The 23,152-nt window shown below is 66.5% G+C and carries 21 protein-coding genes; 15 read left to right on the forward strand and 6 right to left on the reverse strand.

The genetic code is table 11. The features are described from left to right. Positions 1 to 155: 155 nt before the first annotated feature. The 9 genes from eno (at position 156) to AAC997_RS11510 (ending at position 9,441) form a co-directional block, all read left to right on the forward strand. On the forward strand, positions 156 to 1,436 hold the full coding sequence (gene eno, locus AAC997_RS11470) for a phosphopyruvate hydratase (protein WP_340645831.1): 1,281 nt from the start codon (positions 156 to 158) through the stop codon (positions 1,434 to 1,436). 179 nt (positions 1,437 to 1,615) lie between these two features. Next, the gene (locus AAC997_RS11475) at positions 1,616 to 1,912 is read left to right on the forward strand and encodes a septum formation initiator family protein (protein ID WP_340645832.1); all 297 of its coding nucleotides are present in this window, start codon (positions 1,616 to 1,618) and stop codon (positions 1,910 to 1,912) included. A 171-nt stretch (positions 1,913 to 2,083) separates the two neighbouring features. Further along, a complete protein-coding gene (gene pdhA / locus AAC997_RS11480; RefSeq protein ID WP_340645833.1) occupies positions 2,084 to 3,130 on the forward strand; it encodes a pyruvate dehydrogenase (acetyl-transferring) E1 component subunit alpha in 1,047 nt (348 codons plus the stop codon). Then, positions 3,127 to 4,536, forward strand: a complete 1,410-nt coding sequence (locus AAC997_RS11485) for a pyruvate dehydrogenase complex E1 component subunit beta (protein WP_340645834.1) — start codon at positions 3,127 to 3,129, stop codon at positions 4,534 to 4,536. The genes pdhA and AAC997_RS11485 overlap by 4 nt, the downstream gene beginning before the upstream one ends. Then, positions 4,533 to 4,934, forward strand: a complete 402-nt coding sequence (locus AAC997_RS11490; RefSeq protein ID WP_340645835.1) for a GFA family protein — start codon at positions 4,533 to 4,535, stop codon at positions 4,932 to 4,934. Before AAC997_RS11485 ends, AAC997_RS11490 begins: the two co-directional genes overlap by 4 nt. A gap of 46 nt (positions 4,935 to 4,980) precedes the next feature. Continuing rightward, entirely contained in the window at positions 4,981 to 6,273 is a 1,293-nt protein-coding gene (locus AAC997_RS11495; RefSeq protein ID WP_340645836.1) for a pyruvate dehydrogenase complex dihydrolipoamide acetyltransferase, read from the forward strand. A 9-nt stretch (positions 6,274 to 6,282) separates the two neighbouring features. After that, positions 6,283 to 6,759, forward strand: coding sequence for a glutathione peroxidase (locus AAC997_RS11500; RefSeq protein WP_340645837.1), 477 nt, complete (start codon positions 6,283 to 6,285; stop codon positions 6,757 to 6,759). Further along, positions 6,759 to 8,168, forward strand: a complete 1,410-nt coding sequence (lpdA, locus tag AAC997_RS11505; RefSeq protein ID WP_340645838.1) for a dihydrolipoyl dehydrogenase — start codon at positions 6,759 to 6,761, stop codon at positions 8,166 to 8,168. Before AAC997_RS11500 ends, lpdA begins: the two co-directional genes overlap by 1 nt. Before the next feature lie 19 nt (positions 8,169 to 8,187). After that, positions 8,188 to 9,441, forward strand: coding sequence for a DUF4010 domain-containing protein (locus AAC997_RS11510; RefSeq protein ID WP_340645839.1), 1,254 nt, complete (start codon positions 8,188 to 8,190; stop codon positions 9,439 to 9,441). Between the two features lie 6 nt (positions 9,442 to 9,447). Here AAC997_RS11510 and AAC997_RS11515 read toward each other — a convergent pair whose 3' ends face one another. The 4 genes from AAC997_RS11515 to AAC997_RS11530 form a co-directional block, all read right to left on the reverse strand. Continuing rightward, a complete protein-coding gene (locus AAC997_RS11515; RefSeq protein ID WP_340645840.1) occupies positions 9,448 to 10,683 on the reverse strand; it encodes an acetyl-CoA C-acetyltransferase in 1,236 nt (411 codons plus the stop codon). 79 nt (positions 10,684 to 10,762) lie between these two features. Beyond that, positions 10,763 to 11,158: a DoxX family protein gene (locus tag AAC997_RS11520; RefSeq protein WP_340645841.1), complete on the reverse strand. Its 396-nt coding sequence runs from the start codon at positions 11,156 to 11,158 to the stop codon at positions 10,763 to 10,765. A gap of 47 nt (positions 11,159 to 11,205) precedes the next feature. Continuing rightward, positions 11,206 to 12,762: an AMP-binding protein gene (locus AAC997_RS11525; protein ID WP_340645842.1), complete on the reverse strand. Its 1,557-nt coding sequence runs from the start codon at positions 12,760 to 12,762 to the stop codon at positions 11,206 to 11,208. Positions 12,763 to 12,860: 98 nt separating this feature from the next. Next, a complete protein-coding gene (locus tag AAC997_RS11530) occupies positions 12,861 to 13,946 on the reverse strand; it encodes an alpha/beta hydrolase (RefSeq protein ID WP_340645843.1) in 1,086 nt (361 codons plus the stop codon). 87 nt (positions 13,947 to 14,033) lie between these two features. On the opposite strand from AAC997_RS11530, the gene lipA reads away from it, so the two are divergent. Beyond that, positions 14,034 to 14,993: a lipoyl synthase gene (gene lipA / locus AAC997_RS11535; RefSeq protein ID WP_340645844.1), complete on the forward strand. Its 960-nt coding sequence runs from the start codon at positions 14,034 to 14,036 to the stop codon at positions 14,991 to 14,993. 3 nt (positions 14,994 to 14,996) lie between these two features. Continuing rightward, positions 14,997 to 15,440: a type II toxin-antitoxin system RatA family toxin gene (locus tag AAC997_RS11540; protein WP_340645845.1), complete on the forward strand. Its 444-nt coding sequence runs from the start codon at positions 14,997 to 14,999 to the stop codon at positions 15,438 to 15,440. On the opposite strand, the gene AAC997_RS11545 is transcribed toward AAC997_RS11540, so the two are convergent. Beyond that, a complete protein-coding gene (locus tag AAC997_RS11545) occupies positions 15,437 to 15,928 on the reverse strand; it encodes a CinA family protein (protein ID WP_340645846.1) in 492 nt (163 codons plus the stop codon). The two genes, AAC997_RS11540 and AAC997_RS11545, sit on opposite strands and share 4 nt — an antisense overlap. 84 nt (positions 15,929 to 16,012) lie before the next feature. Here AAC997_RS11545 and AAC997_RS11550 point away from each other — a divergent pair, with 84 nt between their 5' ends. Then, complete coding sequence (locus tag AAC997_RS11550) at positions 16,013 to 18,307, forward strand: fused MFS/spermidine synthase (RefSeq protein ID WP_340645847.1); 2,295 nt, start codon at positions 16,013 to 16,015, stop codon at positions 18,305 to 18,307. A 1-nt stretch (position 18,308) separates the two neighbouring features. Here AAC997_RS11550 and AAC997_RS11555 read toward each other — a convergent pair whose 3' ends face one another. Then, the gene (locus tag AAC997_RS11555) at positions 18,309 to 19,454 is read right to left on the reverse strand and encodes a bifunctional 2-C-methyl-D-erythritol 4-phosphate cytidylyltransferase/2-C-methyl-D-erythritol 2,4-cyclodiphosphate synthase (RefSeq protein ID WP_340645848.1); all 1,146 of its coding nucleotides are present in this window, start codon (positions 19,452 to 19,454) and stop codon (positions 18,309 to 18,311) included. 92 nt (positions 19,455 to 19,546) lie between these two features. Here AAC997_RS11555 and dusB point away from each other — a divergent pair, with 92 nt between their 5' ends. The 3 genes from dusB to AAC997_RS11570 are packed head-to-tail and all read left to right on the forward strand — an operon-like array spanning position 19,547 to position 23,105. Next, positions 19,547 to 20,557 (forward strand): tRNA dihydrouridine synthase DusB, encoded by a 1,011-nt coding sequence (gene dusB / locus AAC997_RS11560; RefSeq protein ID WP_340645849.1) that lies wholly within the window; start codon positions 19,547 to 19,549, stop codon positions 20,555 to 20,557. Continuing rightward, positions 20,554 to 21,675, forward strand: a complete 1,122-nt coding sequence (locus tag AAC997_RS11565) for an ATP-binding protein (protein WP_340645850.1) — start codon at positions 20,554 to 20,556, stop codon at positions 21,673 to 21,675. The genes dusB and AAC997_RS11565 overlap by 4 nt, the downstream gene beginning before the upstream one ends. Beyond that, the gene (locus AAC997_RS11570) at positions 21,672 to 23,105 is read left to right on the forward strand and encodes a sigma 54-interacting transcriptional regulator (protein WP_340645851.1); all 1,434 of its coding nucleotides are present in this window, start codon (positions 21,672 to 21,674) and stop codon (positions 23,103 to 23,105) included. The genes AAC997_RS11565 and AAC997_RS11570 overlap by 4 nt, the downstream gene beginning before the upstream one ends. The last annotated feature ends 47 nt before the right edge of the window (positions 23,106 to 23,152 follow it).

Below are 23,152 nucleotides of genomic sequence, written 5' to 3' on the forward strand. Positions count from 1 at the left end.
CATCCCCCCGGCCAAGGTGCGCCGATCGCCCCAAACTGGGGACTGGCGAATTTTAGGCCTGTCGCGGCGACCGAAGATCTCCACGGGATTTGCCCCGCGCGCCGAAGCTGGCTAAGGGTCGCGCGCCTTTTCTCAATGCCCACCCGGGGACTGCCATGACCGAGATCGTCGACATCACCGCCCGCGAAATCCTCGACAGCCGTGGCAACCCGACGGTCGAAGTCGACGTGGTGCTGGAGGACGGCTCCATCGGCCGCGCCGCCGTGCCGTCGGGGGCCTCCACGGGCGCTCACGAGGCGGTGGAGAAGCGGGACGGGGACAAGAGCCGCTACGGCGGCAAGGGCGTTCTGCAGGCGGTCGACGCCGTCAACGGCGAGATCTACGACGCGCTCTCCGGCTTCGAGGCCGAGGACCAGCGCCGCCTCGACACCCTGCTGATCGAACTGGACGGCACCCCCAACAAGTCGCGCCTGGGCGCCAACGCCATCCTGGGCGTCAGCTTGGCCGTCGCCAAGGCCGCGGCCACGGCCGCCGACCTGCCGCTCTACAAATATGTCGGGGGCGTCTCGGCCCGCGTTCTGCCGGTGCCGATGATGAACATCATCAACGGCGGCGCCCACGCCGACAATCCCATTGATATCCAGGAGTTCATGATCCTGCCCACCGGCGCGGTCACCTTCGCCGAGGGTCTGCGCATGGGCGCCGAGATCTTCCACGGCCTGAAGAGCGCTCTGAAGGCCGCCGGCCACAACACCAATGTCGGCGACGAGGGCGGCTTCGCCCCCAACATCGCCACCGCCGAGGAGGCCCTGGCCTTCATCGTCAAGTCGGGCGAGGCCGCGGGCTACAAGGCCGGCCGTGATTTCGTTCTAGGCCTGGACGTGGCCGCCACCGAGTTCTTCAAGGACGGCAAGTACGTCATGGCCGGGGAGGGCAAGACCCTCGATCCCGCCGGCATGGTCGACTACCTAGCCAATCTGGTCTCCCAGTTCCCCATCGTCACCATTGAAGACGGCTGCAGCGAGGATGATCTCGATGGCTGGAAGCTGCTGACCGACAAGCTGGGGGCCAAGGTCCAAATCGTTGGGGACGACCTGTTCGTCACCAACCCCAAGCGGCTGGCCATGGGCATCGACAAGGGGCTGGCCAATTCGATCCTGGTAAAGGTCAACCAGATCGGGACCTTGTCGGAAACGCTTGACGCCGTGGAGATGGCGCACCGCGCAGGCCACACCTCGGTGATGAGCCACCGTTCGGGCGAGACCGAGGACTTCACCATCGCCGATCTGGCGGTCGCCACCAACTGCGGTCAGATCAAGACCGGCTCGCTCGCTCGCTCCGACCGCACCGCCAAGTACAACCAGCTCCTGCGCATTGAGGAAGAGCTGGGGGACCAGGCCGTCTATCTCGGCCGCGCGGCGCTCAAGGGGCGATAGGCTCGCCGCAGGCGCCATGCATCCCGGCATCCGTCGCGCGGAAGCCGGGATGACAGCCTTGATGAATTTTCCAAGCCCGCGCCGCAGCTTGACGCCCGCCCCTCAAGCTTGACCGCAACGCAATATTAAACATGAAGCGCGACATTGGCGGGGTCAGAAACGCTTTTGATTCCAGGCCCGTGCTCGCAAGAATTCGCCCCTATCTGCCGACCACTGCCCTGGCCTTCCTGATCTTCTATTTCGGGTTCCATGCCTTCACGGGTGATCGGGGATTGCTGACTTCAGACGCCCGCGACGCCGCCCTGGCCGCCAAGATTTCCGAACTGCACACGGTGCGCATCGAGAGGCAGGACCTTGAGGCCCGCGCCCGGCTTTTGCGCGACACCAGTCTTTCGGCTGATCTGCTGGAAGAGCGGGCCCGTTCCCTGCTAGGTTTCGCAGACCCGAGAGACTATGTGATCCGGGTGAAGCCGTAGGGCGGATTCGTTCGTTCTAGAGCGCGACAGCCGAACTCAGATACCGGTTTTGGCGACTGTCGGGCTCTAATCCAAGGTCTGAAGCGTTGTCGCTTGGGCCAGGACGCGAAGACGCGCTTAGAACGACCGACTCGGGAACGAGGCCAAGTGGCGAACTCCACGGAGAAACGAATGACGCGCGGGCAGGCAAGCTCGACTTCCAAGCGGAAGAAGAATGACACCGGTGTCATAGGTGATAATACGGACCCCATGACCAAGGATTCCCTGCTCAAGTTCTATCGCGACATGCTGCTGATCCGCCGCTTCGAGGAGCGGGCGGGCCAGCTCTACGGCATGGGTCTGATCGGCGGCTTCTGCCATCTCTATATCGGCCAGGAAGCCATCGCCGTCGGCGTGCAGTCCATCAAGGAAGCCGGCGACCAGGTGATCACCGGCTACCGCGACCATGGCCATATGCTGGCCTGCGGCATGGATCCCAAGGAAGTCATGGCCGAACTCACCGGCCGCTTCACCGGTTCGTCCAAGGGCAAGGGCGGGTCGATGCACATGTTCTCGACGGAAGCCGACTTCTACGGCGGCCACGGCATCGTCGGGGGCCAGGTGTCACTGGGCACCGGCCTGGCGCTCGCCAACCACTACAAGGGCAACAAGAAGGTCGCCTTCACCTACTTCGGCGACGGTGCGGCCAACCAGGGCCAGGTCTATGAGAGCTTCAACATGGCCACGATCTGGAAACTCCCGGTCGTCTATGTGATTGAGAACAACCAGTACGCCATGGGCACTTCTATCGAGAGGTCGTCCTCCGAAACTCACCTCTACAAGCGTGGCGCTTCGTTCCGGATTCCGGGTGAGGAAGTCGACGGCATGGACGTTATCGCCGTGCAGGAGGCCGCGAAGAAGGCCGCGGCCCACGCCCGTTCGGGCGAAGGCCCCTACATTCTCGAGATGAAGACGTACCGCTACCGCGGCCACTCCATGAGCGACCCGGCCAAGTACCGAACCCGCGAAGAGGTCGATGAGGTCCGCAAGACCCGCGACCCCATCGACCACCTGCAGGAACTGCTGGCGAAGAAGGGCTGGGCCGACGAGGCCGCGCTGAAGGCCATCGACGCCGAGGTGAAGAAGATCGTCGCCGACGCCGCCGAGTTCGCCCGCACGTCCCCCGAGCCAGAGCCTTCAGAACTCTATACCGACGTCTACCTGGAGGCCGCTCAGTGACCGACGTACTGATGCCGGCCCTCTCTCCCACCATGGAAGAGGGCACACTGGCCAAATGGCACGTGAAGGTGGGCGACACCGTCCGGTCCGGCGACGTCATCGCCGAGATCGAGACCGACAAGGCGACCATGGAGGTCGAGGCCGTCGACGAGGGCGTGGTCGAGGAAATCCTGGTGCCGGAAGGCTCCGAGGAGGTGAAGGTCAACACCCCCATCGCCCGTCTGTCGGGGGAGGGCGCCGCCGCCGCGCCGGCTCCCAAGGATGCGCCGGCTGACAAGGCCGAGACCAAGCCCGAGCCCGCCGCCAGCGGCGATCCGGAAAAGCAGCCCGCCGAGGCCGCCGAGCCTCAGCCCGAGGGCGAGGGCGCCACCCCGGTGACGCCGAAGCCTGCCCTGCGCGATCCGGAACTCCCCGAAGGCGTGAAACTGGTGAAGACCACCATCCGCGACGCTCTGCGCGACGCGATGGCTGAGGAGATGCGGGCCGACGAGAACGTCTTCCTGATGGGCGAGGAAGTCGCCCAGTACCAAGGCGCCTACAAGGTCTCCCGCGGCCTGCTGGAGGAGTTCGGCGAGCGCCGGGTGATCGATACGCCGATCACCGAGTATGGCTTCGCCGGCCTCGGCGTCGGGGCGGCGATGGCGGGCCTGAAGCCCATCATCGAGTTCATGACCTTCAACTTCGCCATGCAGGCGATCGATCACATCATCAACTCCGCCGCCAAGACGCTCTACATGTCCGGCGGCCAGATCAAATGCTCGGTCGTGTTCCGCGGCCCCAATGGCGCCGCGGCCCGCGTAGGCGCCCAGCACAGCCAGGACTATTCGGCCTGGTACGCTCAGGTGCCCGGCCTGAAGGTGGTGGCGCCCTATGACGCCGCAGACGCCAAGGGCCTGCTCAAGGCCGCCATCCGCGACCCCAACCCCGTGGTCTTCCTGGAACACGAGATGCTCTACGGCGTCGAGTTCGACGTGCCGGCCGACGTCGACTGGGTCGTGCCCATCGGCAAGGCCAGGATCCGCCGCGAAGGGGCCGACGTCACCATCACCGCCCACTCGCGCGCCGTGGGATTGGCCCTGGAAGCCGCTGAGAAGCTGGCCGGCATGGGCATCGAGGCCGAGGTCATCGACCTGCGCACCCTGCGTCCCCTGGACCACGACACCGTCGTCGAGAGCGTGAAGAAGACCAACCGCCTCGTCACCGTCGAGGAAGGCTGGGGCCCCATGGGGGTCGGCGCCGAGGTGATCGCCCGCGTCCTGGAGCACGCCTTCGACTACCTGGACGCGCCTCCGGGCCGTGTTCACCAGGAAGACGTGCCCATGCCCTACGCGGCCAACCTGGAGGCGCTGTCGCTGCCCTCGGTCGACAAGATCGTGAAGGCGGTGAGGGCGGTCACCTACAAATGAGCCCCGACCCCTTCACCTGGCGGGCGGGGGGCTGCCACTGCGGCGGCGTGCGGTTTGAAGTGGCCTTGCCCGAGGTCGTGGAGGCCCAGAGCTGCAATTGCTCCATGTGCGCCAAGACCGGCTATATCCACGTCATCGTCCCCGAGAGCCGCTTCCGCGTGACCAAGGGTATGGAGCGGCTGGCCGAGTACACCTTCAACAGCCGGGTGGCCAAGCACCTGTTCTGCTCGGAATGCGGCATCAAGAGCTTCTACCGCCCCAGGTCCAACCCCGACGGCTGGTCGATCAACGCCCGCTGCCTGGACGAGGCGCTGAACCTCGACCTTACCGCCTTCGACGGCCAGAACTGGGAAGCCAACGCCGACCAGCTCGCCCACCTGTCGCTGGAGCCGTCATGACCATCTTGCGCGCCTGCGCCCCCCACAACCGCCCGAGCGCCTGACCATGTCGATCGAGATCCTGATGCCCGCGCTGTCGCCTACGATGGAGGAGGGGACCCTCGCCAAGTGGCACGTGAAGAAGGGCGACGTGGTGAAGTCCGGAGACGTGATCGCCGAGATCGAGACCGACAAGGCGACCATGGAGGTCGAGGCCGTCGACGAGGGGACCATCGAGGACATCCTGGTCCCCGAGGGCACGGAGAACGTGAAGGTCAATTCGCCGATCGCCAAGCTGTCGGGGGAGGGCGAGGCCGCTACGCCGGCCGCCAGCCCCAAGGCTGAAGCCGCGCCGGCCCCGACGAAGGCGGAGCAACCCGCAGCCGCGACTGCCCGCGCCTCGGCTGCGCCCAACGTCGCGCCTGTCGCCAAGTCGGTCCAGTCCGCCGAGGGCCAGCGCGTCTTCGCCTCGCCGCTCGCCCGCAGGATCGCCGCGCAAAAGAACCTCGATCTCTCGGCCCTCAAGGGCTCCGGTCCTCACGGCCGCATCATCAAACGCGACGTGGAGGGCGCGCCCCCCGGCGCCGCCAAGGCTCCGGCCGGCGCAGGCGGCGCGGCGGCGTCGGCCCCGCGTCAAGTCCAGAGCCTGGCCCAGATGGGTATCCCGGACGGGTCATACGACCTCGTCCCCCTGGATGGGATGCGCAAGACCGTGGCCCGCAGGCTCACCGAGAGCTTCCGCGACGTGCCGCACTTCCCGCTCACCATCGACCTGGAGATCGACGCCCTGCTGGCCGGTCGGAGCAAGATCAACGCCTTGCTGGAGAAGCAGGGCGTGAAGGTCAGCGTCAACGACCTGGTGATCAAGGCCGCGGCCCTCGCCCTGAAGCAGGTGCCGGAGGCCAACGCCTCCTACTCGCCGGAAGGTATCGCCATGCACCACCACGCCGACATCGCCATGGCCGTGGCCATCGACGGTGGCCTGATCACCCCGATCATCCGGGCGGCCGAGACCAAGGGCCTCGGCACGATCGCAACCGAGGCCAAGGATCTGGCGGCCCGAGCCCGCACCCGTAAGCTCAAACCCGAGGAGTTCCAGGGCGGCACCTTCTCGGTCTCCAACCTGGGCATGTTCGGGATCAAGGCCTTCTCGTCGATCCTCAACGAACCGCAGGGCGCCATTCTCTCGGTGGGCGCCGGCGAGCAGCGCCCGGTCGTCAAGAACGGCCAACTCGCCATCGCCACGGTGATGACCGTGACCCTGACCTGCGATCACCGCGTGGTGGACGGCGCCATCGGCGCCCGCTGGCTGCAGGCTTTCAAGATCCTGATCGAAGATCCCATCACGATGATCGTCTAGGGCCTGACCATGAGCATCTATGATTTCAGCGCCGAGACCCTCGACGGGAAGGCGACGCCGCTTTCCACCTATCGCGAGAAGGTGGTCCTGATCGTCAACACTGCGTCGAAGTGCGGGTTCACCCCGCAGTACGAAGGACTGGAGGCGCTCTATAGCAAGTACAAGGCCCGCGGCCTCGTGGTGCTGGGCTTCCCCTGCAATCAGTTCGGCGCCCAGGAGCCGGGGAACGCCGAGGAGATCGCCAGCTTCTGCGCGCTGACCTATGAAGTCGACTTCCCGATGATGAGCAAGATCGACGTCAACGGCCCCAAGACCCATCCGCTGTTCGCCTATCTGAAGAAGCAGAAGAAGGGCGTGCTGGGCACGGCCAACCTGAAGTGGAACTTCACCAAGTTCCTGGTGGATCGAAAGGGAGAGGTGGTGGGCCGCTTCGCCCCGACGGTTGAACCCAAGTCGCTGGAAGGCGCCATCGAGGCCCTGCTGTGATGGCCGACACCTTCGACGTCATCGTCATCGGCTCGGGTCCGGGCGGCTATGTCACCGCCATCCGCGCCAGCCAACTGGGTCTGAAGACCGCGATCATCGAGAAGGAAGCCCTGGGCGGGGTCTGCCTGAACTGGGGCTGCATCCCCACCAAGGCTCTGCTCAAGACGGGCGAGGCCTATGAGCAGCTCTCCCACTTGGCCGACTACGGCATCAAGGTGGAGAAGGCGTCTTTCGACTTCACGGGCATCATCAAGCGCTCGCGCAAGGTGGCGGCCCAGCTGAATTCCGGCGTCGCCTTCCTGATGAAGAAGCACAAGATCGAGGTGGTGGAAGGCTCCGCCAAGCTCGAGAAGGGCTCGCCCGCGCCCAAGGTCGTCGTGGCCCTGAAGACCGGCGGCGCGCGGACCCTCACCGGCAAACACGTCATCCTGGCCACCGGCGCTCGGGCCCGCACGATCCCGGCCGTGGGCCTGGAGCCGGACGGCGACCGCATCTGGACCTATCGGGAGGCCATGGCGCCCAAGGCCGCGCCCAAGTCGATCATCGTCATCGGCTCCGGCGCCATCGGCATCGAATTCGCCAGCTTTTACAGGGCGCTGGGGGCGGATGTGACGGTCATCGAGACCCTCCCGCGCATCCTGCCCGTCGAAGATGAGGAAGTCTCTACAACCGCCCGGAAAGCCTTCGAAAAACGCGGTATGAAGTTCCGCGTGGGCGCCCAGGTGGAGAAGGTGGAGAAGCCTAAGTCCGGCGGCGTCGGAGTCACCACCAGCAGCGGCGGAAAATCCGAAACCCTGGAGGCCGAGGTGGCAATCGTCGCCGTCGGCATCGTCGGCAATGTCGAGGACATGGGCCTGGAAGCCCTGGGCGTGAAGATCGACAGGACGCACATCGTCACCGACAGCCACGGCGGCACGGGCGTGCCCGGCCTCTACGCCATCGGCGATGTCGCGGGCCCGCCATGGCTCGCCCACAAGGCCAGCCATGAGGGCGTCCACTGCATCGAATACATCGCGGGCCTCGCACCGTCGAACCTCAGCGCCCCCATCCCCGGCTGCACCTATTCCACCCCACAGATCGCCTCGGTGGGGATCACGGAGGCCGGAGCCAAGGAGAAGGGGATCGCCGTCAAGGTCGGCCGCTTCCCGTTCCGGGTGAACGGCAAGGCCATCGCCTCAGGCGAGACGGAGGGATTCGTGAAGACGATCTTCGACGAGAAGACCGGCGCCCTGCTCGGCGCGCACCTGATCGGCGGCGAGGTCACCGAGATGATCCAAGGCTTCGCCCTGGCCATGACCCTGGAGGCGACAGAGGCGGAACTGATCGCCACCGTCTTCCCGCACCCGACGATGAGCGAGGCGATGCACGAAGCCTCGCTCGACGCCTATGGTCGGGTCCTGCACATCTAGGGCGGTCAGAGCGGATCGGATGCTAGCTCGCCCGGAATGGACCTTGCTGATCGCCCTGGCGATCGGGCTGCTAATTGGTCTTGAGCGGGAACGGCACAAGGGCGATGGCCCCACGCGGGCGCCTGCGGGCCTGCGCACATTCGCCATCGTCGGCCTGTTAGGCGGCCTGACCGCGACATTCGGCGACAGTGGTCTGGTCCTGGTCGTCGGGGCGCTGGTTGGAGTTGGTATCCTGATCGCCTATGCCCTGGGCGACCGTAGCGATCCCGGGCTGACTGGAGAGGTCGCGCTGATCGCGACCTATGTGCTGGGCGTCCTGGCGCCTACCAAGCCGATCCTCGCGCTGGAGGTCGGGATCGTCGTGGCGGCTCTGCTGGCGTTCCGTGTCCAATTGCACCACGTCGTCCGGGAGCGGATAACCGACCAGGACCTGCGGGACGGCCTGACCTTCGCGATCGCGGCGGTCGTCATCCTGCCGCTGTTGCCCAACCGCGCCATTGATCCCTACGGCTTGCTCAACCCTTTCGCGCTGGGCCGGCTTGCCGTGGTCGCCATGGGGCTCAGCGCTGTCGGCTACATCGCCCAGCGGCTGGTGGGCGCGAGATACGGTCTCCTGGTCGCCGGTCTGGCGTCCGGCCTCGTGTCGAGCACCGCCGCCGTGGTGGCCATGGGCGGGCGCTCGCGCGCCTCCCCGACCGCAGGCTCCGCCAGCGCAGCAGGCGCGGTCGCCTCCCTGGTGGGCAGCCTGGGTTACCTCACCGCGCTGATCGGAGCTGTCAGTCCGAACTTGCTGGCGGTTCTGGCGCTTCCGTTGGGTTTGGCGGCGGGGCTCATCCTGCTCTACGCGGCTTGGCTTGTCCGCGGCACGCCTCGCGACACCGAAGACGTGACGCCGACTGGCCGCGCCTTCAATGGTCTGGTGGTTGCGTGGTTCGTCGTGCTGGTGGGTGGCTTCAGCCTGCTGTCAGAACAACTGGTCATCTGGCTGGGGACGCCCGGCGCTCTCGTGGGAGCCGGGGTGCTGGGCCTTGCCGACGCCCACGCCGCCGCGATCTCCATGGCGACTCTCAATGCCAACGGCAGCCTGGCCTCTGGTCCCGCGGCGATCGCCGTGCTTCTGACCTTCACAACCAACATGGCGATCAAGGTTCCGGCCGCCTTCATGTCAGGGAGCCGGCCCTATGGAATCAAGGTCGTTTGGGGCGTCCTACTGCTGCTGGTCGGACTGTGGGCCGGGGAGGCTATCATGCTCCTCTCCGGCCCAAGCCTTTAGAGCAGTTTAGATCCGCTCGATGATCGCGGCCGGAGCCATACCGCCGGCGGCGCACAGGGTGGCCATGCCGACAGACAGGTCGCGGCGTTCCATCTCGTCCAGCAGGGTCCCCAGGATCATGGCGCCCGTCGCCCCGATGGGGTGACCGAGCGCGATGGCGCCGCCGTTGACGTTGACGATGGCCGGATCGACGTCCAGGTCGCGCATGAACTTCAGTGGCACCACGGCGAACGCCTCGTTGATCTCGACGAGTTGGATGTCCTTCATGGTCATGCCAGCCTTCGCCAGGGCCTTTCGGGCCGCAGGGCCGGGTGCATTCAGCATCAGCTCGGGCGAATCGCCCGCAGTGGAGACCGAGCGGATCTTGGCTCGGGGCTTCAGGCCGTGGGCGCGGGCATATTCCGGGGAGGCGATGACCACAGCGCCGGCGCCGTCCACCACGCCCGATGAATTGCCGGCATGGTGCACGTGGTTGATCTTCAGGTCGGGATAGGTGGCTTCAACCAACCTGCGGAAGCTGAGGCCCTGTTCGTCCAGCGGCACGTCATAGAGACTCGCGAATGCGGCCTTCAGGGCGGCAAGCCCCTCTGCGGTCGTGCCGGCGCGGGGATATTCCTCCCGGTCCAGGGCGACACTGCCGTCGTCGTTGTAGACGGTGATCAGGCTGCGGTCGAAATACCCGTTGGCGATGGCGTGGGCCGCCCGGCGTTGGCTTTCCAGAGCCAGGGCATCCACGTCCTCTCGGGTGAAGCCCTCCAGTGTCGCCACTACGTCACCGCAGACGCCCTGGTGCGGCTGCGGGTGAAGGCCGCGCAGGTGCTCGTTGCCGGAGTCCAGGGTGGGGCCGACCGGGCGCTTCAGGGTCGAGCCGTAGGACATGGACTCCACACCGCCGGCCACCACCAGGTCCTGGGCCCCAGACATCACGCCCATGGCCGCCAGGTTCACGGCCGTCAGGCCCGAGCCGCAGAAGCGGTCCAGGGACATGCCGGCCGCTTCGTTGGCGTAGCCTGCGTCCAGCGCCGCCATGCGGGCGATGCAAGAGCCCTGTTTGCCGAACTGGGTGCCGCAGCCGGCGATCACGTCGTCGATGTCGGCGGTGTTGAGGTTGTTGCGCTCGGCCAGGGCCTTGAGGACCGTGGACAGGATGCGCTGCGGGTGGACGCCGGACAGAGCGCCCTTCTCGGGCTTACCGACGCCGCGCGGCGTGCGGGCGACATCGATGATCCAGGCCTCGGCCATAGCGTGTTCCTCTCAAGGATAGGTTTGCTGTTGTTGGACCGAGGATGAACCCGGCTCCCCCACGGCAACCAAGCCCTCATTAGGGCCGCTTGCGAACCAGGGCGTCGAGGCTCCAGATTCCACCACCGGCGACTGCGAGGTAGAGGAAGATGAAGCTGTAGAGGATCGCCGGTTCACCGTGGTTCAGAGCTGGGAAGAAACTCGCGGGAGCATGCGCCATGAAATAGGCGACCGCCATTTGCCCTGACAACACCAAGGCGACCGGTCGCGTGAACAGGCCCAGAGCCACTAGGCCACCACCCACGATCTCAAGCCACGCGGCGACCACTAGCAGCAAGGGGAGGGGGTCTGGCGCGCCCTCCTGCGGGCCGGGGAATCCGAAGACCTTCATCAGGCCATGCTGCATGAACATCAGGGCGGCGATGATGCGCAGCAGACTCAGGACGCGCGGCGCCCAGACATCGAGGTTCGGCATGGTGTGTGCTCCGCGCGCCGGTCAGGCGTCTGCTTCTATCCCAAGCATTAGGCGGCGCGGCGGCCCTCGGCCTCGACCATGCGCTGGATGACCACATAGTCGGTCTTGCCGGTGCCCAGGACGGGCACTTCCGGCACCTTAATGATCTTCTTGGGCACGTTGAGCTCCGAAGCGCCTATGGCCTTGGCGTGGGCCACCAGCGCCGTGGAGTCGGCGTCCAGGCGGTCGGTGACCAGCACCAGCCGCTCCCCCTTGCGGGCGTCCGGCATGGCGATCACCGCGTGCCGATTGTCGGGCCAGACGGCGACGGCCAAGTCCTCGGCGGCGGTGAGAGACACCATCTCGCCTCCGACCTTGGCGAAACGCTTTACCCGACCGCGAATGGTCACCCAGTCGTCGGCCGTAATGTCCACCACGTCGCCGGTGTCATGCCAACCGTCGGCCAAAGGCTCAATCGTGCCGTCCGGGCGCAGGTAACCGCTCATCACGTTGGGGCCGCGAACGTAGAACCGCCCACCGCCCGGAATGCCCTCCACCGGCTCGAGGCGAGTCTGGATTCCCGGCAGCAGGCCGCCGACCGTACCGCGACGGTTGTCGACGGGTTTGTTGACCGCGATCACCGGGGCGGCCTCGGTCGCGCCGTATCCCTCCAGCACCGGCACGTCGCCGAACCTGTCGCGGATCAGGTTGTGGGTCTCTTCCCGCACCTTCTCCGCGCCGCAGACGATGAATTTCAAGCCCGCCAGCTCGTCATACTCGGCGACCCTGGCGTACTGATTCAGGAAGGTGTCGGTCGCCAGGAGGATGGAGGCTTTCGAATCCTTCAGCAGCGGGGGGATCACCTTGGTGTGCAGGGGCGAAGGGTACTGGAACGCCTTCATGCCGGTGAGGATCGGGAGCAGGGCGCCCCCGGTCAGACCGAAGCAATGGAAGGTGGGCAACGGATTGAACATCACCCAATCCGGATCCAGCGGGATGTGAGCGGCGATCTGGTAGACGTTGGCCACAAGGTTCGCCTGGCTCAACACAACGCCCTTTGGCACGCCGAAACTGCCCGAGGTGAACAGGATCACCCCCGGATCATCCGGCCGGGTCTCAGCCACGAAGCGCTTGGGGAAAGCCGCGGCGGTCGCGGCGAAAATCTTGTCGGCCAGGCCCACCTTCTCGCGCACGTCCTCCAGGTAAGTCACGGTGGAGACGTCATCCAGGGCGTCGATCAGATCATGAAGCTGGCCCTGCTCGATGAAGCGATGCGAGGTCAGCACCCGCTTCACCCCGGCCAGCTTGCAGGCGCCCTTCAGGTTCCGGATGCCGGACGTGAAGTTCAGCATCGTGGGAATGCGCCCGAAGGCATGCAGGGCGAAGAAGGTGACGATGGCGCCCGAGCTGGCGGGCAGCATGACCCCGACCCGCTCACCCTTTTCGGTCAGGGCCGCGATCTTCCGACCCAGCGCGAAGGCGGCGCGGATCATATCCGTATAGGATAAGGGGTTGCGCTCCTGGTCCTCCAGGATCGGTTTCTTGGCGCCGAACCTGGCGCGCGCCTCAAGCAGGGCGCCGAACAGGGTCTGCTGGCTCTCAAGCGGATCAAATGTACGCGACAAAGGCGAAGACCTCCCCGAGCGGATCGCCGTTTCTTGGAGCGCAAGCGTATCGTTCGAGGTCGCCATTGCAAGGATACGTTACAAGCCGTGAGGTGGTTTCACGGAGCAGGCGGAGAAATTTCCTCAGGAATCGGGGCCGGGTCAGGGATTTCGGCCCTTGGGGGGGCTGCCTCAGCTTCGCGCTCGGCATCCACCTTTGCCGCCACATACCCTGTGATCTGGTCCATCCATGGCTGGCGGAAGCGATCCTCCTCCAGGTGCAAGGCCGCCAACGCGCCGGGAACCGCCACCGAACGGCACTGGGGAAGCGCCTTGCAGAGCGTCAGCGCCTCCTCGGTGGTTTTGTCGGGCAGCAGCATCAGGACATCGGCCTTCACCGCCGCAGCATTGGCCTCTGCCGCACGGCTGGCGGCCTGGTGCGCACCGCGCCAGCCGAGGCTGGCCGAGGACATCCTCAGATCGGGATTGGCGGTCTGCCAGGCCTGCTGCACCCGGCCGCGCCAGGCGTCGTGGGTCAGGCCAGCGCCCCGGGCGTCGGGCGAGGATCGGCTCCAGGGCCGCCAATCGGTGGAGGGCAGGCGACCCAGACCCACGCGGCCGGCAAGCGCCTGAGCTGAATCCGGGCTGACCGCCTTGGACGCCACATCGGGCGAGGAGATGATCACGCCATCCACCTTCAGGCCGGTCTCCACGGCCCTTAGGGCCACCACAGCGCCGTCCGCGTGGGCCAACAGGATAAGGGGAGAGGTTTCGGGCGGTCGGATCACCACCCGCACCAGGGCGCGGACATTGGCCACGTCGGGCTCGAAGCTGGGGACGAACCCCAGGTCCCGAGGCAAGGTATAGCGACCTGATCCGCCCTGACCCGCGCGTTCCAGAATCCAGACGGTGTAGCCGCGCCGGATCAGGCCGCTTGCGGTCTCGAACCAAGCCTCGGCCGATTCCCCGTAGCCCGGCAGGATCACGACGGTCGCCCTCGGCGTCCGCCAGCCGGCCGCGACGCCATAGCGCTGCGCAGGTTTTTCGCCGGTCTCGATGAAGCCCCAGGCCCAGCCTTCCGGCGGATAGAAGCGCGGACTCAGCGCCGGCGGCGCCTGGGTCTGGGCGAACGGCCCCATCAGGTCGCCGCGGCCGCACGCCGCGAGCAACAGGAGCAAAGCGGCGACTGCCAGCGTGCGGACCATGCCGTCTTTGAACCCAGATCGCCGCTGTGGCGCAAGGCCGCTCAATCGTGGCTTGATCCAGAGGCCCCGAACGCCGATCTAGGGGGCATGGCGACCGTTATCGACACCGTCACCGGCGCAAGGCCGCGGCATCCCGAAAAGCAATCGCGGCCAGACACCCCGATGCTGCGCAAACCCGAGTGGCTGCGGGTCCGCGCGCCCGGCTCGCCGGGGTATTCCGCCACCAAGGCCATCGTGAAGGAACACGGCCTCACCACGGTCTGTGAGGAAGCTGCCTGCCCAAACATCGGCGAGTGCTGGAGCATCAGCCACGCCACGATGATGATCATGGGCGACACCTGCACCCGGGCCTGCGCGTTTTGCAACGTCATCACCGGCAAGCCCCAGGCGCTGGACCCCACCGAACCGGCCCGCGTGGCCGACGCCGTGGTGAAGATGGGTCTGAAACACGTGGTCATCACCTCGGTGGACCGCGACGATCTCGCCGATGGCGGCGCCGCCCATTTCGCCGAAGTGGTCCGAGCGATCCGCGCCCAGGCGGTGGGCACGACGATTGAGATCCTGACGCCCGATTTCCTGCGCAAACCGGCCGCAGCCGCCGAGTTGGTGATCGACGCCAAGCCCGACGTCTTCAACCATAACCTGGAGACCGTGCCGCGCCTCTACCTGTCGATCCGGCCCGGCGCTCGCTATTTCCACTCCCTGCGGCTGCTGGAGCGGGTGAAGGAGCGTGACCCCGAGCAGTTCACCAAGTCGGGCCTGATGGTGGGCCTAGGCGAGACCAAGGAGGAGGTCATGCAGGTGATGGACGACATGCGTTCGGCCGGCATCGACTTCCTGACCATCGGCCAGTACCTGCAGCCGACCCGCAAGCACGCCGCCGTTGACCGGTTCGTGACCCCCGACGAATTCCACGCCTATGAGGAGATCGCGCGGGCCAAGGGTTTCCTGATGGTCTCGGCTAGTCCGTTGACCCGATCGTCGCACCATGCGGGCGAGGATTTCGCCAAGCTGCAGGCCGCCCGCCGGGCCAAGGACGCAGCTTAAGTCTTGCGCCACCACGTCACCAGGACACTGCCCTATAGTCCCGACCAACTGTTCGCTCTGGTGGGCGACGTGGACGCTTATCCGCAGTTCGTGCCCTGGATCGTGGGCATGCGGACCTGGAACGCGCGAACCGACAGCTGGGGCATGAACTGGATCGATGCCGAGGCCAAGGTGGGCTTCGCCTTCCTGAAGGAAAAATTCTCCACCCGCGTCCGCCGCGATCCAACGGGCCGCCAGATTGATGTCGGCCTGATCTCAGGGCCCTTCAAGTCTCTGCGCAACCAGTGGAAGTTCGAGCCCGAAGGTGACGGGACCCGCGTCGAGTTCGACATCGACTTCGCGTTCAAGTCGAAGATTTTGGAGGCCGTGCTTACCTCCAACTTCAGCCATGCGGTCGACAAGCTCATGGAATGCTTCGAGGCGCGGGCGAAGGCGCTCTACGGCTAGGTCATGCGGTCGCGCAGAGCCTGCAAGGCCACCTGAACAGCGGCGAGCTGGATTTCCGATCGAGTCTCGTACTGGAAGAATTCCTGGCGGTGCATCAAACCGTGATTGGTGCGCGCCGTGGCGATATGGACCGTGCCCACCGGCTTGAAGGACGTGCCGCCGTGCGGACCCGCTACCCCCGTGATCGCCACTGAGATGTGGGCGTTGGAGGCCTCCAAGGCGCCCTCCGCCATCATGCGCGCCACCGGCTCTGAGACCGCACCCAGGTCGGCCAGCAGGTCGCCCGGGATGCCCAGCAGTTCCTGCTTGGCGCGGTTGGTGTAGGTGACAAAGCCCCGCTCGAAGACCTCAGAGGCGCCAGAGATGGAACAGATCGCCCCGGCGACCAAGCCACCGGTGCAGCTCTCGGCGGTCACGATGCGCAGGTTGCGTTCCCGAGCCTCGTCGATGAGCAGGCGCGCGAGGGTCTCGATCTCAAGGGAAAACATGGGCGCGCGACTCCGACACAGCTAGGCAAGGGTGAAGCAAGACCACAACATCGCCGAGACCTCGGACACAAGACGATTCGAAACATGACCACACAGGACGCCCGCGCAACCTCCGCTGCGGGGCGCTCGTCGGCGCTCTTTGCGGTCACCATCTTCGCCAGCGCCAGCCTGGTCTTCCTGGTCGAGCCGATGATCGCCAAGCTGGTTCTGCCCATGTTGGGCGGTGGGCCTTCGATCTGGAACACCAGCCTGGCCTTCTTCCAGACCGCCCTGCTTGCGGGCTACGGCTACGCCCACCTGCTCCAGAGGGTGGGGTCGATCCGCATGCAGGCGGGCATCCACCTCGTGGCTCTGGTCCTGGCGGCCCTGGCCCTTCCCCTGCACGTCACGGGTGTCTTCGGGGCGCCGAGTTCTCAGCATCCGGCCTTGTGGTTGCTGGGGGTGATGACCGTTTCCATCGGCGCGCCCTTCGCCGTGCTGTCGGCGACGGCGCCGCTGGTTCAAGCGTGGCACGCCCGCACCCTGCACGCCGGCAGCGGTTCGGAACCCTACGTCCTTTACGCCGCCAGCAATCTGGGCAGCCTGATCGCCCTGTTGGCCTATCCGATCCTTGTGGAGCCGCTGTTCAGCCTAAGGGGACAGGCTCTCGGCTGGAGCCTCGGCTATGGAGGCTTCATCCTGCTGATGGGCGCCCTGATGTATTTCGTGACCCGCACGGCGGGACAGTCGGCCGTGGTCGCGGACGCGCCTCAGGACCTCGCGGCAGTTCCGACCTGGCGCAATCGCCTGACCTGGGTGGCCCTGGCGGCCATTCCCTCCAGCTTGATGATGGGGGTGACCACCCATCTGACGACGGACGTGGCCTCGGCGCCGTTCATCTGGGTTGTGCCGCTGGCCCTCTATCTGGTCACCTTCATCATCGCCTTCTCCGCAAAACCGGCCATGTCGGAGGCGACGACGCTGATCCTGCAGGCCGCGGCGGTCGCCGCCTGCGCCTCCATCCTGCCGTTCAAGTCCAGCAGCCTCTTGCTGCAGCTCTTCATCCACCTGTCGGCCTTTTTCCTGACGGCGCTGATGTGCCACCAGGCCCTGGTGGCGCGCCGGCCGACGCCGACCCATCTGACGCAGTTCTATCTGTGGATGTCGTTCGGCGGCGTGGTTGGGGGAGGGTTCAACGCCTTCCTGGCGCCCGTGATCTTCAACAATGTCTGGGAGTACCCTCTCGTCCTGGCCCTGGCCTGCCTGGTGCGGCCTTGGGGTGAGGGGCCTGTGGAGCGTTGGCGCTGGGTGACCTTCGCCCTCGGCTGCGTGGCCGCCGTCGCCGCGCCCCTGGCGACCTTCGCGGCCTACAGCGGCGAGATCGGCCGCGCCCAAGTGCTGGGCATGACGGGCCACGACCTCATGCTGATGCTTGTGAAGGTCGCGCTCGCCGCAGCCGTGATCTGCGCCTTTCTCGTCCGCCGCCGCGGCATCGTCTTCTTCGGGATCATCACGATCATTTCGCTGGCCGCCGAAGGGGCGGGAGACAAGGTCGATGTGCTGAAGAGCTGGCGCAGCTTCTTCGGCGTGGTCAGGCAGTCGGAACTGCAGTTGCCGCGACTGGGCGGAACCGTTCGGATGCTATCGCACGGCACAACGCTGCACGGCGCCCAGGCGCAGGATCGGCGGTGGCGCTGCCGACCTCTGGTCTATTACGCGCCAGAGACCCCGATCGGCCAGGTGTTCAGCCAGCGGCTCGGCGGGAAACCACCCCAGCGCATTGGCGCCGTGGGCCTGGGGACAGGGGCCGTGGCGGCGTACACCCGGCCGGGCGACCACCTGACATTCTTCGAAATCGATCCCCTGGTGATCCGCGTCGCCACTGATCCCGCCAACTTCAGCTACACGACCGAGTGCGCCAAGGGGCAGGTGGACTATGTGCTTGGCGACGCACGCATGACTCTGGCCAAGCAGCCGAGGGATCAGTTTGACGTCCTGCTGATCGACGCCTTTTCCTCCGACAGCGTGCCGGCCCACTTGCTGACCGTGGAGGCGATGCGAGGCTATCTTACCCGTATCAAGCCGGACGGCGTGCTGGTCCTGCACCTCTCGAACCGCAACCTGGAACTTCTGAACCCGGCGATGGCCGTGGCCTATGCCGCCGGCGGCGAGGCCCTGCAACAACGGCATGACGCGGCCAAGAACTCGCCCATGCTGTGGGAGTCCTCGGAGGATGTCCTGATCGTGGGGCGCAACGAGAAAGCGCTCGCCGCCTTCGCCGCCGATCCGCGCTGGAAGCCGACGGAGCCGGTGCTCGTCAAGCCCTGGACTGACGACTATACAAACCTCGTCGGCGCCCTCTATGGCCGAATGAAGGAGCGTTGGCGTTGGCTGCCCTAGGTTAGGCAGGCGTCTCCACAGTGGCCACCGCCTGAGCCATGAGGCCTTCGCCACGGCCGGTGAAGCCCATACCTTCCGTCGTGGTGGCCTTTACGCTCACGCGGTCGAGGGGAAGGGTCAGCAGTTCGGCCAGCCGGGCGCGCATGGCGTCGCGATGCGGACGAATTCTCGGGCGTTCGCAGATCAGGGTGACGTCGACATTTAGAATGACGCCGCCCCTGGCCGTCACCAGGCTTGCGGCATGGACAAGGAAGCGATCAGAGGACGCCCCCCTCCACTGCGGATCGGAGGGCGGGAAGTGCTCCCCGATATCGCCCTCGCCGATGGCGCCCAGGATGGCGTCGGTGAGCGCGTGCAGACCGGCGTCAGCGTCGGAGTGGCCGATCAGCGTCTGGTCGTGGCCGATCTCAACGCCACAAAGCCACACCGCCTCGCCGGGCCCCCAGCGGTGGGCGTCGACCCCAAAGCCCGTGCGGACGATCCGCTGACCACCCGCCAGTCGTTCGGCCATGGCGAAATCCTCCGGGTAGGTCAGCTTCATCAGCAAGGGATCGCCTGCGACCAGGGCGATCTTGCCCCCCGCGCGCTCGACAACGGCGGCGTCGTCCGTGGGTTCGCCGTCAACTGGCCAGACAGCATAGGCGTCAAGCAGGGTGCGGAGCCGGAAGGCCTGGGGGGTTTGGGCGCGCCAGAGGCCATCGCGGGGGACGGTCTTGGCCACGATGCCAACGCCGCGTTTAAGGGTGTCAGCCACGGGAAGAGCGGGGATCGCGCCGTCAGCCTTAACCAGGGCGGTCAGGAGGGTCTGAACGTGCGCGGAGGTCACAAAGGGGCGGGCGGCGTCGTGGATCAGGACCGCCTCGCCGTCGTCGGCCGAGAGGGCAGCGAGGCCCTTCCGGACCGACTCAGCTCGCGTGGCGCCGCCCGCGACCGCCTTCCAGCTGGCCACCCCGGCCAAGGCTTCGCCTGCATCCGCCACGCGTTCGGGGGCGACGACAACGATGATTTCCCCGGCTCCGGCGCGGCTCAGCGCCTCCACCGACCAGCGCAGAATCGGCCGCCCATTGAGGCTGCGCCATGGCTTGGGCGCCCCTGGTCCGGCCCTGGTGCTAGAGCCTGCGGCGACAACGACGGCAGAAAAGTTCATGGCGACGTTGTTTAGAGGGCGATCGTGTCGTGTCTAGGCTTTACGGCGCTGCACAATATGCCTAAAAAGGCGGCGATGGGGTTGATTACAAAATGAGCAACAAGCTCGCAGTCGGGGATATCGAGGTGTTGGGCCGGGCGTGGATCGCGCCCATGACCGGCGTTTCCGACCTGCCGTTCCGCAGAGCCGCCAGCAAGCTGGGCGCCGCCTATGTGGCGACCGAGATGGTCGCCTGCGCCGAGTTCTCCAGGGGCCGTCCCGACGTGGTGCGACGCGCCGCGGTGGGCGAGGGCCTGCCGTTGATGGTGGTCCAGCTCGTCGGCCGCGATCCCGCTCACATGGCGCGCGGCGCCGTCCTGGCCGCCCAAGCGGGCGCGCAGATCATCGACCTGAATTTCGGCTGCCCGGCCAAAGAGGTAACCGGTGGCGCCCAGTCCGGCTCGGCCCTGATGCGTGAGCCCGATCTGGCCGAGGCCCTGATCGCCGCAACCGTGGACGCCGTCGATGTGCCGGTCACCGTCAAGATGCGCCTCGGCTGGGACGACGCCTCCCGCAACGCCCCCGAGATCGCCGCCATGGCGCAACGCCGCGGCGCCAAGGCCGTCACGATCCACGGCCGCACGCGGAGCCAGTTCTACAAGGGCGTCGCCGATTGGGCCGCTGTCCGCGCCGTGAAGGATGCGGTCTCCATTCCGGTGATCGTCAATGGGGACATCGTCGATGGCGCCACAGCCCGCGAGGCGCTGACCCAGTCCGGCGCCGACGGCGTGATGGTCGGCCGCGGCGTCTACGGGCGCCCCTGGGTCGCGACCCAGATCGAGACCGAATTGAACGGCGGAACCTTCGTCGAACCCGATGCGGAGACCCGTCTGGGCATCGCCCTGGAACACTTCCGGGACAGCTTGAACTTCTACGGCGACCGCCTGGGGCTGCGGATCTTCCGCAAGCACCTGGCGTCCTATGTCGATAACGCGCCCTGGCCCATGCAGGTCGAGGCCAGGCAAAGCGCACGTTCCGCGCTTTGCCGCCTGGAGGATCCCGCCCTGGTCGAGGAAGGCCTGATCGCGCTCTGGCGCGATCCCCAAACGAGATTGGCGGCATGAACACTCGAACACGGGCCGCAAACAGCGGCGTAAATCTGGATGTCCTGAAGGCCGCGGCCTTTGACCTCTCCCCTGAACCGGCCCTGGTGGTGAACGGCGACGGCGCTCTGGTCGCCGTCAATGAGGCTGCTGAGGCCCTGTTTGGTCAGGGCCTCAGCCTCCTGACCCGGGGCCGCTTCGGCGCGGCTCTACCGGAGGGGTCGGCTCTGGTCTCGCTCCTCAATCGGGCCTTGGAAGAGGATGCCCCGGTCCGCGAGCGCGGGGTCGAGATCAGCCTGTTTGGCCACCCCTCCTTCGAAGCCGATGGCGCGGCCGCCCCTCTAGGGGATGGCTCAGTCCTGCTGACCCTGCACGTCAAGGGCGGCGCCTTGGGCGGTGAGCGCACCGGGGCCGAGGCCGCGGGTTTGCGGACTATCGTAGGCTTGGGCCGCATGCTGGCCCATGAGATCAAGAACCCACTGATGGGCATCCGCGGCGCGGCCCAACTGCTCAAAGCCGGCGCCAAGGCCGAGGACACCCCACTCGCCCAGCTCATCGTCGACGAAACCGACCGCGTCCGCCGGCTGGTGGATCGCATGGAGGCCTTCTCCGACGACGCCCTGCCAGTCTGCACCCCGATCAACATCCACCAGGTCCTGGACCGCGTCCGGGCGCTGGCGGTCAACGGCTTCGCCGACGGCCTGGTGCTCAAGGACCTCTACGACCCCTCACTGCCGCTTACCTATGGCGACGAGGACCAGCTGATCCAGATTTTCCTGAACCTGGTGAAGAACGCCTCGGAGGCCGCCCACAGCCGGGGTGACAACCGTGGCGAGGTGACCATTCACACCGCCTATCGTCACGGCGTCCGGGTCCGGGCCGCCAAGGGCCAGGCCCTGCGCGGCGCGCCCCTGGAAATCCGCATCCAAGACAATGGCCCGGGGATCCCGCAGCATCTGCGCGACAGCCTGTTCCAGCCCTTCGTCACCACCAAGGTCAACGGGGCGGGCCTCGGCCTGGCCCTGGTCTCCAAGCTCGTGTCCGGCCACGGCGGCTTGATCGATTTCGAATCCGAGCCTGGCCGCACGACATTCCGCGTGCTGCTCCCCATCGCATCTGAAGAGGACGTCTCGGCATGAACGCGATCGCCGCTAACGCCAATAAGAAGATCCTGATCGCCGACGACGACTCCTCGATCCGCCTGGTGCTCAGCCAAGCCTTCACCCGCCTTGGGTATCAGGTGCGCGCCACCGGCAACGCCACGACTCTATTGAAGTGGGTGTCGGACGGGGAAGGGGACCTTGTGGTCACCGACGTCATGATGCCCGACGAGAACGTCTTCGACGTGCTGCCGCGCATCCGCAAGGATCGCCCTAAGCTGCCGGTTATCGTGATGAGCGCCCAGAACACCCTGCTGACGGCGGTCAACGCCGCCGAGGTGGGCGCCTTCGACTACATCTCCAAACCCTTCGACCTGGACGACATGACCTCGGCCGCGCGGCGGGCCCTGGCTAAGCCGGCGGACTCCGAAGCCTCCAAGGCCCAGGCCCGCGCGGTGCGCGACGAACGCTTGCCGCTGATCGGCCGCTCGGGCCCGATGCAGGACGTCTATCGCACCATCGCCCGACTGGTGGGCGCTGACCTCACCGTGCTGATCCTCGGGGAATCCGGCACCGGCAAGGAGCTGGTGGCCCGGGCCCTGCATGATATGGGACGTCGCAAGGACGGCAAGTTCGTGGTCATCAACTTGGCCGCCGTCCCTCGTGAAAGGGTCGAGACCGAACTGTTCGGCCGCGAGGACGGTGACCACGGAAAGCTCGTGGAGGCCGACGGCGGCACGCTGTTCCTGGACGAGATCGGGGACATGCCGCTGGACGCGCAGACCCGCCTGCTACGCGTCATCGACGGCTCCGAGCCAGCGCTGAATCCCAAGACCGGCCGCCGTCCCAATGTGCGGATCATCGCCGCCACCAACCGTGACCTGCGCGGTCTGATCCAGCAGGGCCTGTTCCGCGAGGACCTGTTCTTCCGCCTTAACGTCGCGCCATTGCGCCTGCCGCCGCTGCGCGATCGGGTGGAGGATATCCCAGACCTCGCGCGAGCCTTCCTGCTGCGCGCCAACCGCGAGGGCCTACCGTCAAAGACCATCGACGCCGCGGCCCTTGAGCGCCTGAAACTGCATTTCTGGCCCGGCAATGTCCGCGAGCTGGAGAACCTGATCCGCCGCATCTGCGCCCTCTATGCCGAGGAGCTGATCAGCGCCCGGATCGTGGAGCGCGAGCTGGCCGACCAGCAGCCGCAGGTCCAGGGGCAGGAGGGGCCGGTCACTCTGGCCACCCTGGTGGAGCGACACCTCGGTGGCTACTTCGCCGAGCAGCCGGACGGCCTGCCGCCCGCGGGGCTCTATGATCGGGTGCTGGAGGAAATTGAACGGCCGTTGATCCAGCTCACCTTGACCGCGACGCGCGGCAACCAGGTGCGGGCCGCCGAGATTCTTGGTCTCAACCGCAACACCCTGCGCAAGAAGATCCAGGACCTGGGCGTGGAGATGGCGCGGGGACGGCGCTGAGCGTCCTGACGCGGATGTGAAGCATTCTCGCAACAACCTGTTGAGTC

Origin of the sequence: Phenylobacterium sp., assembly GCF_037968635.1 — a bacterium.
Taxonomy (GTDB): domain Bacteria; phylum Pseudomonadota; class Alphaproteobacteria; order Caulobacterales; family Caulobacteraceae; genus Phenylobacterium.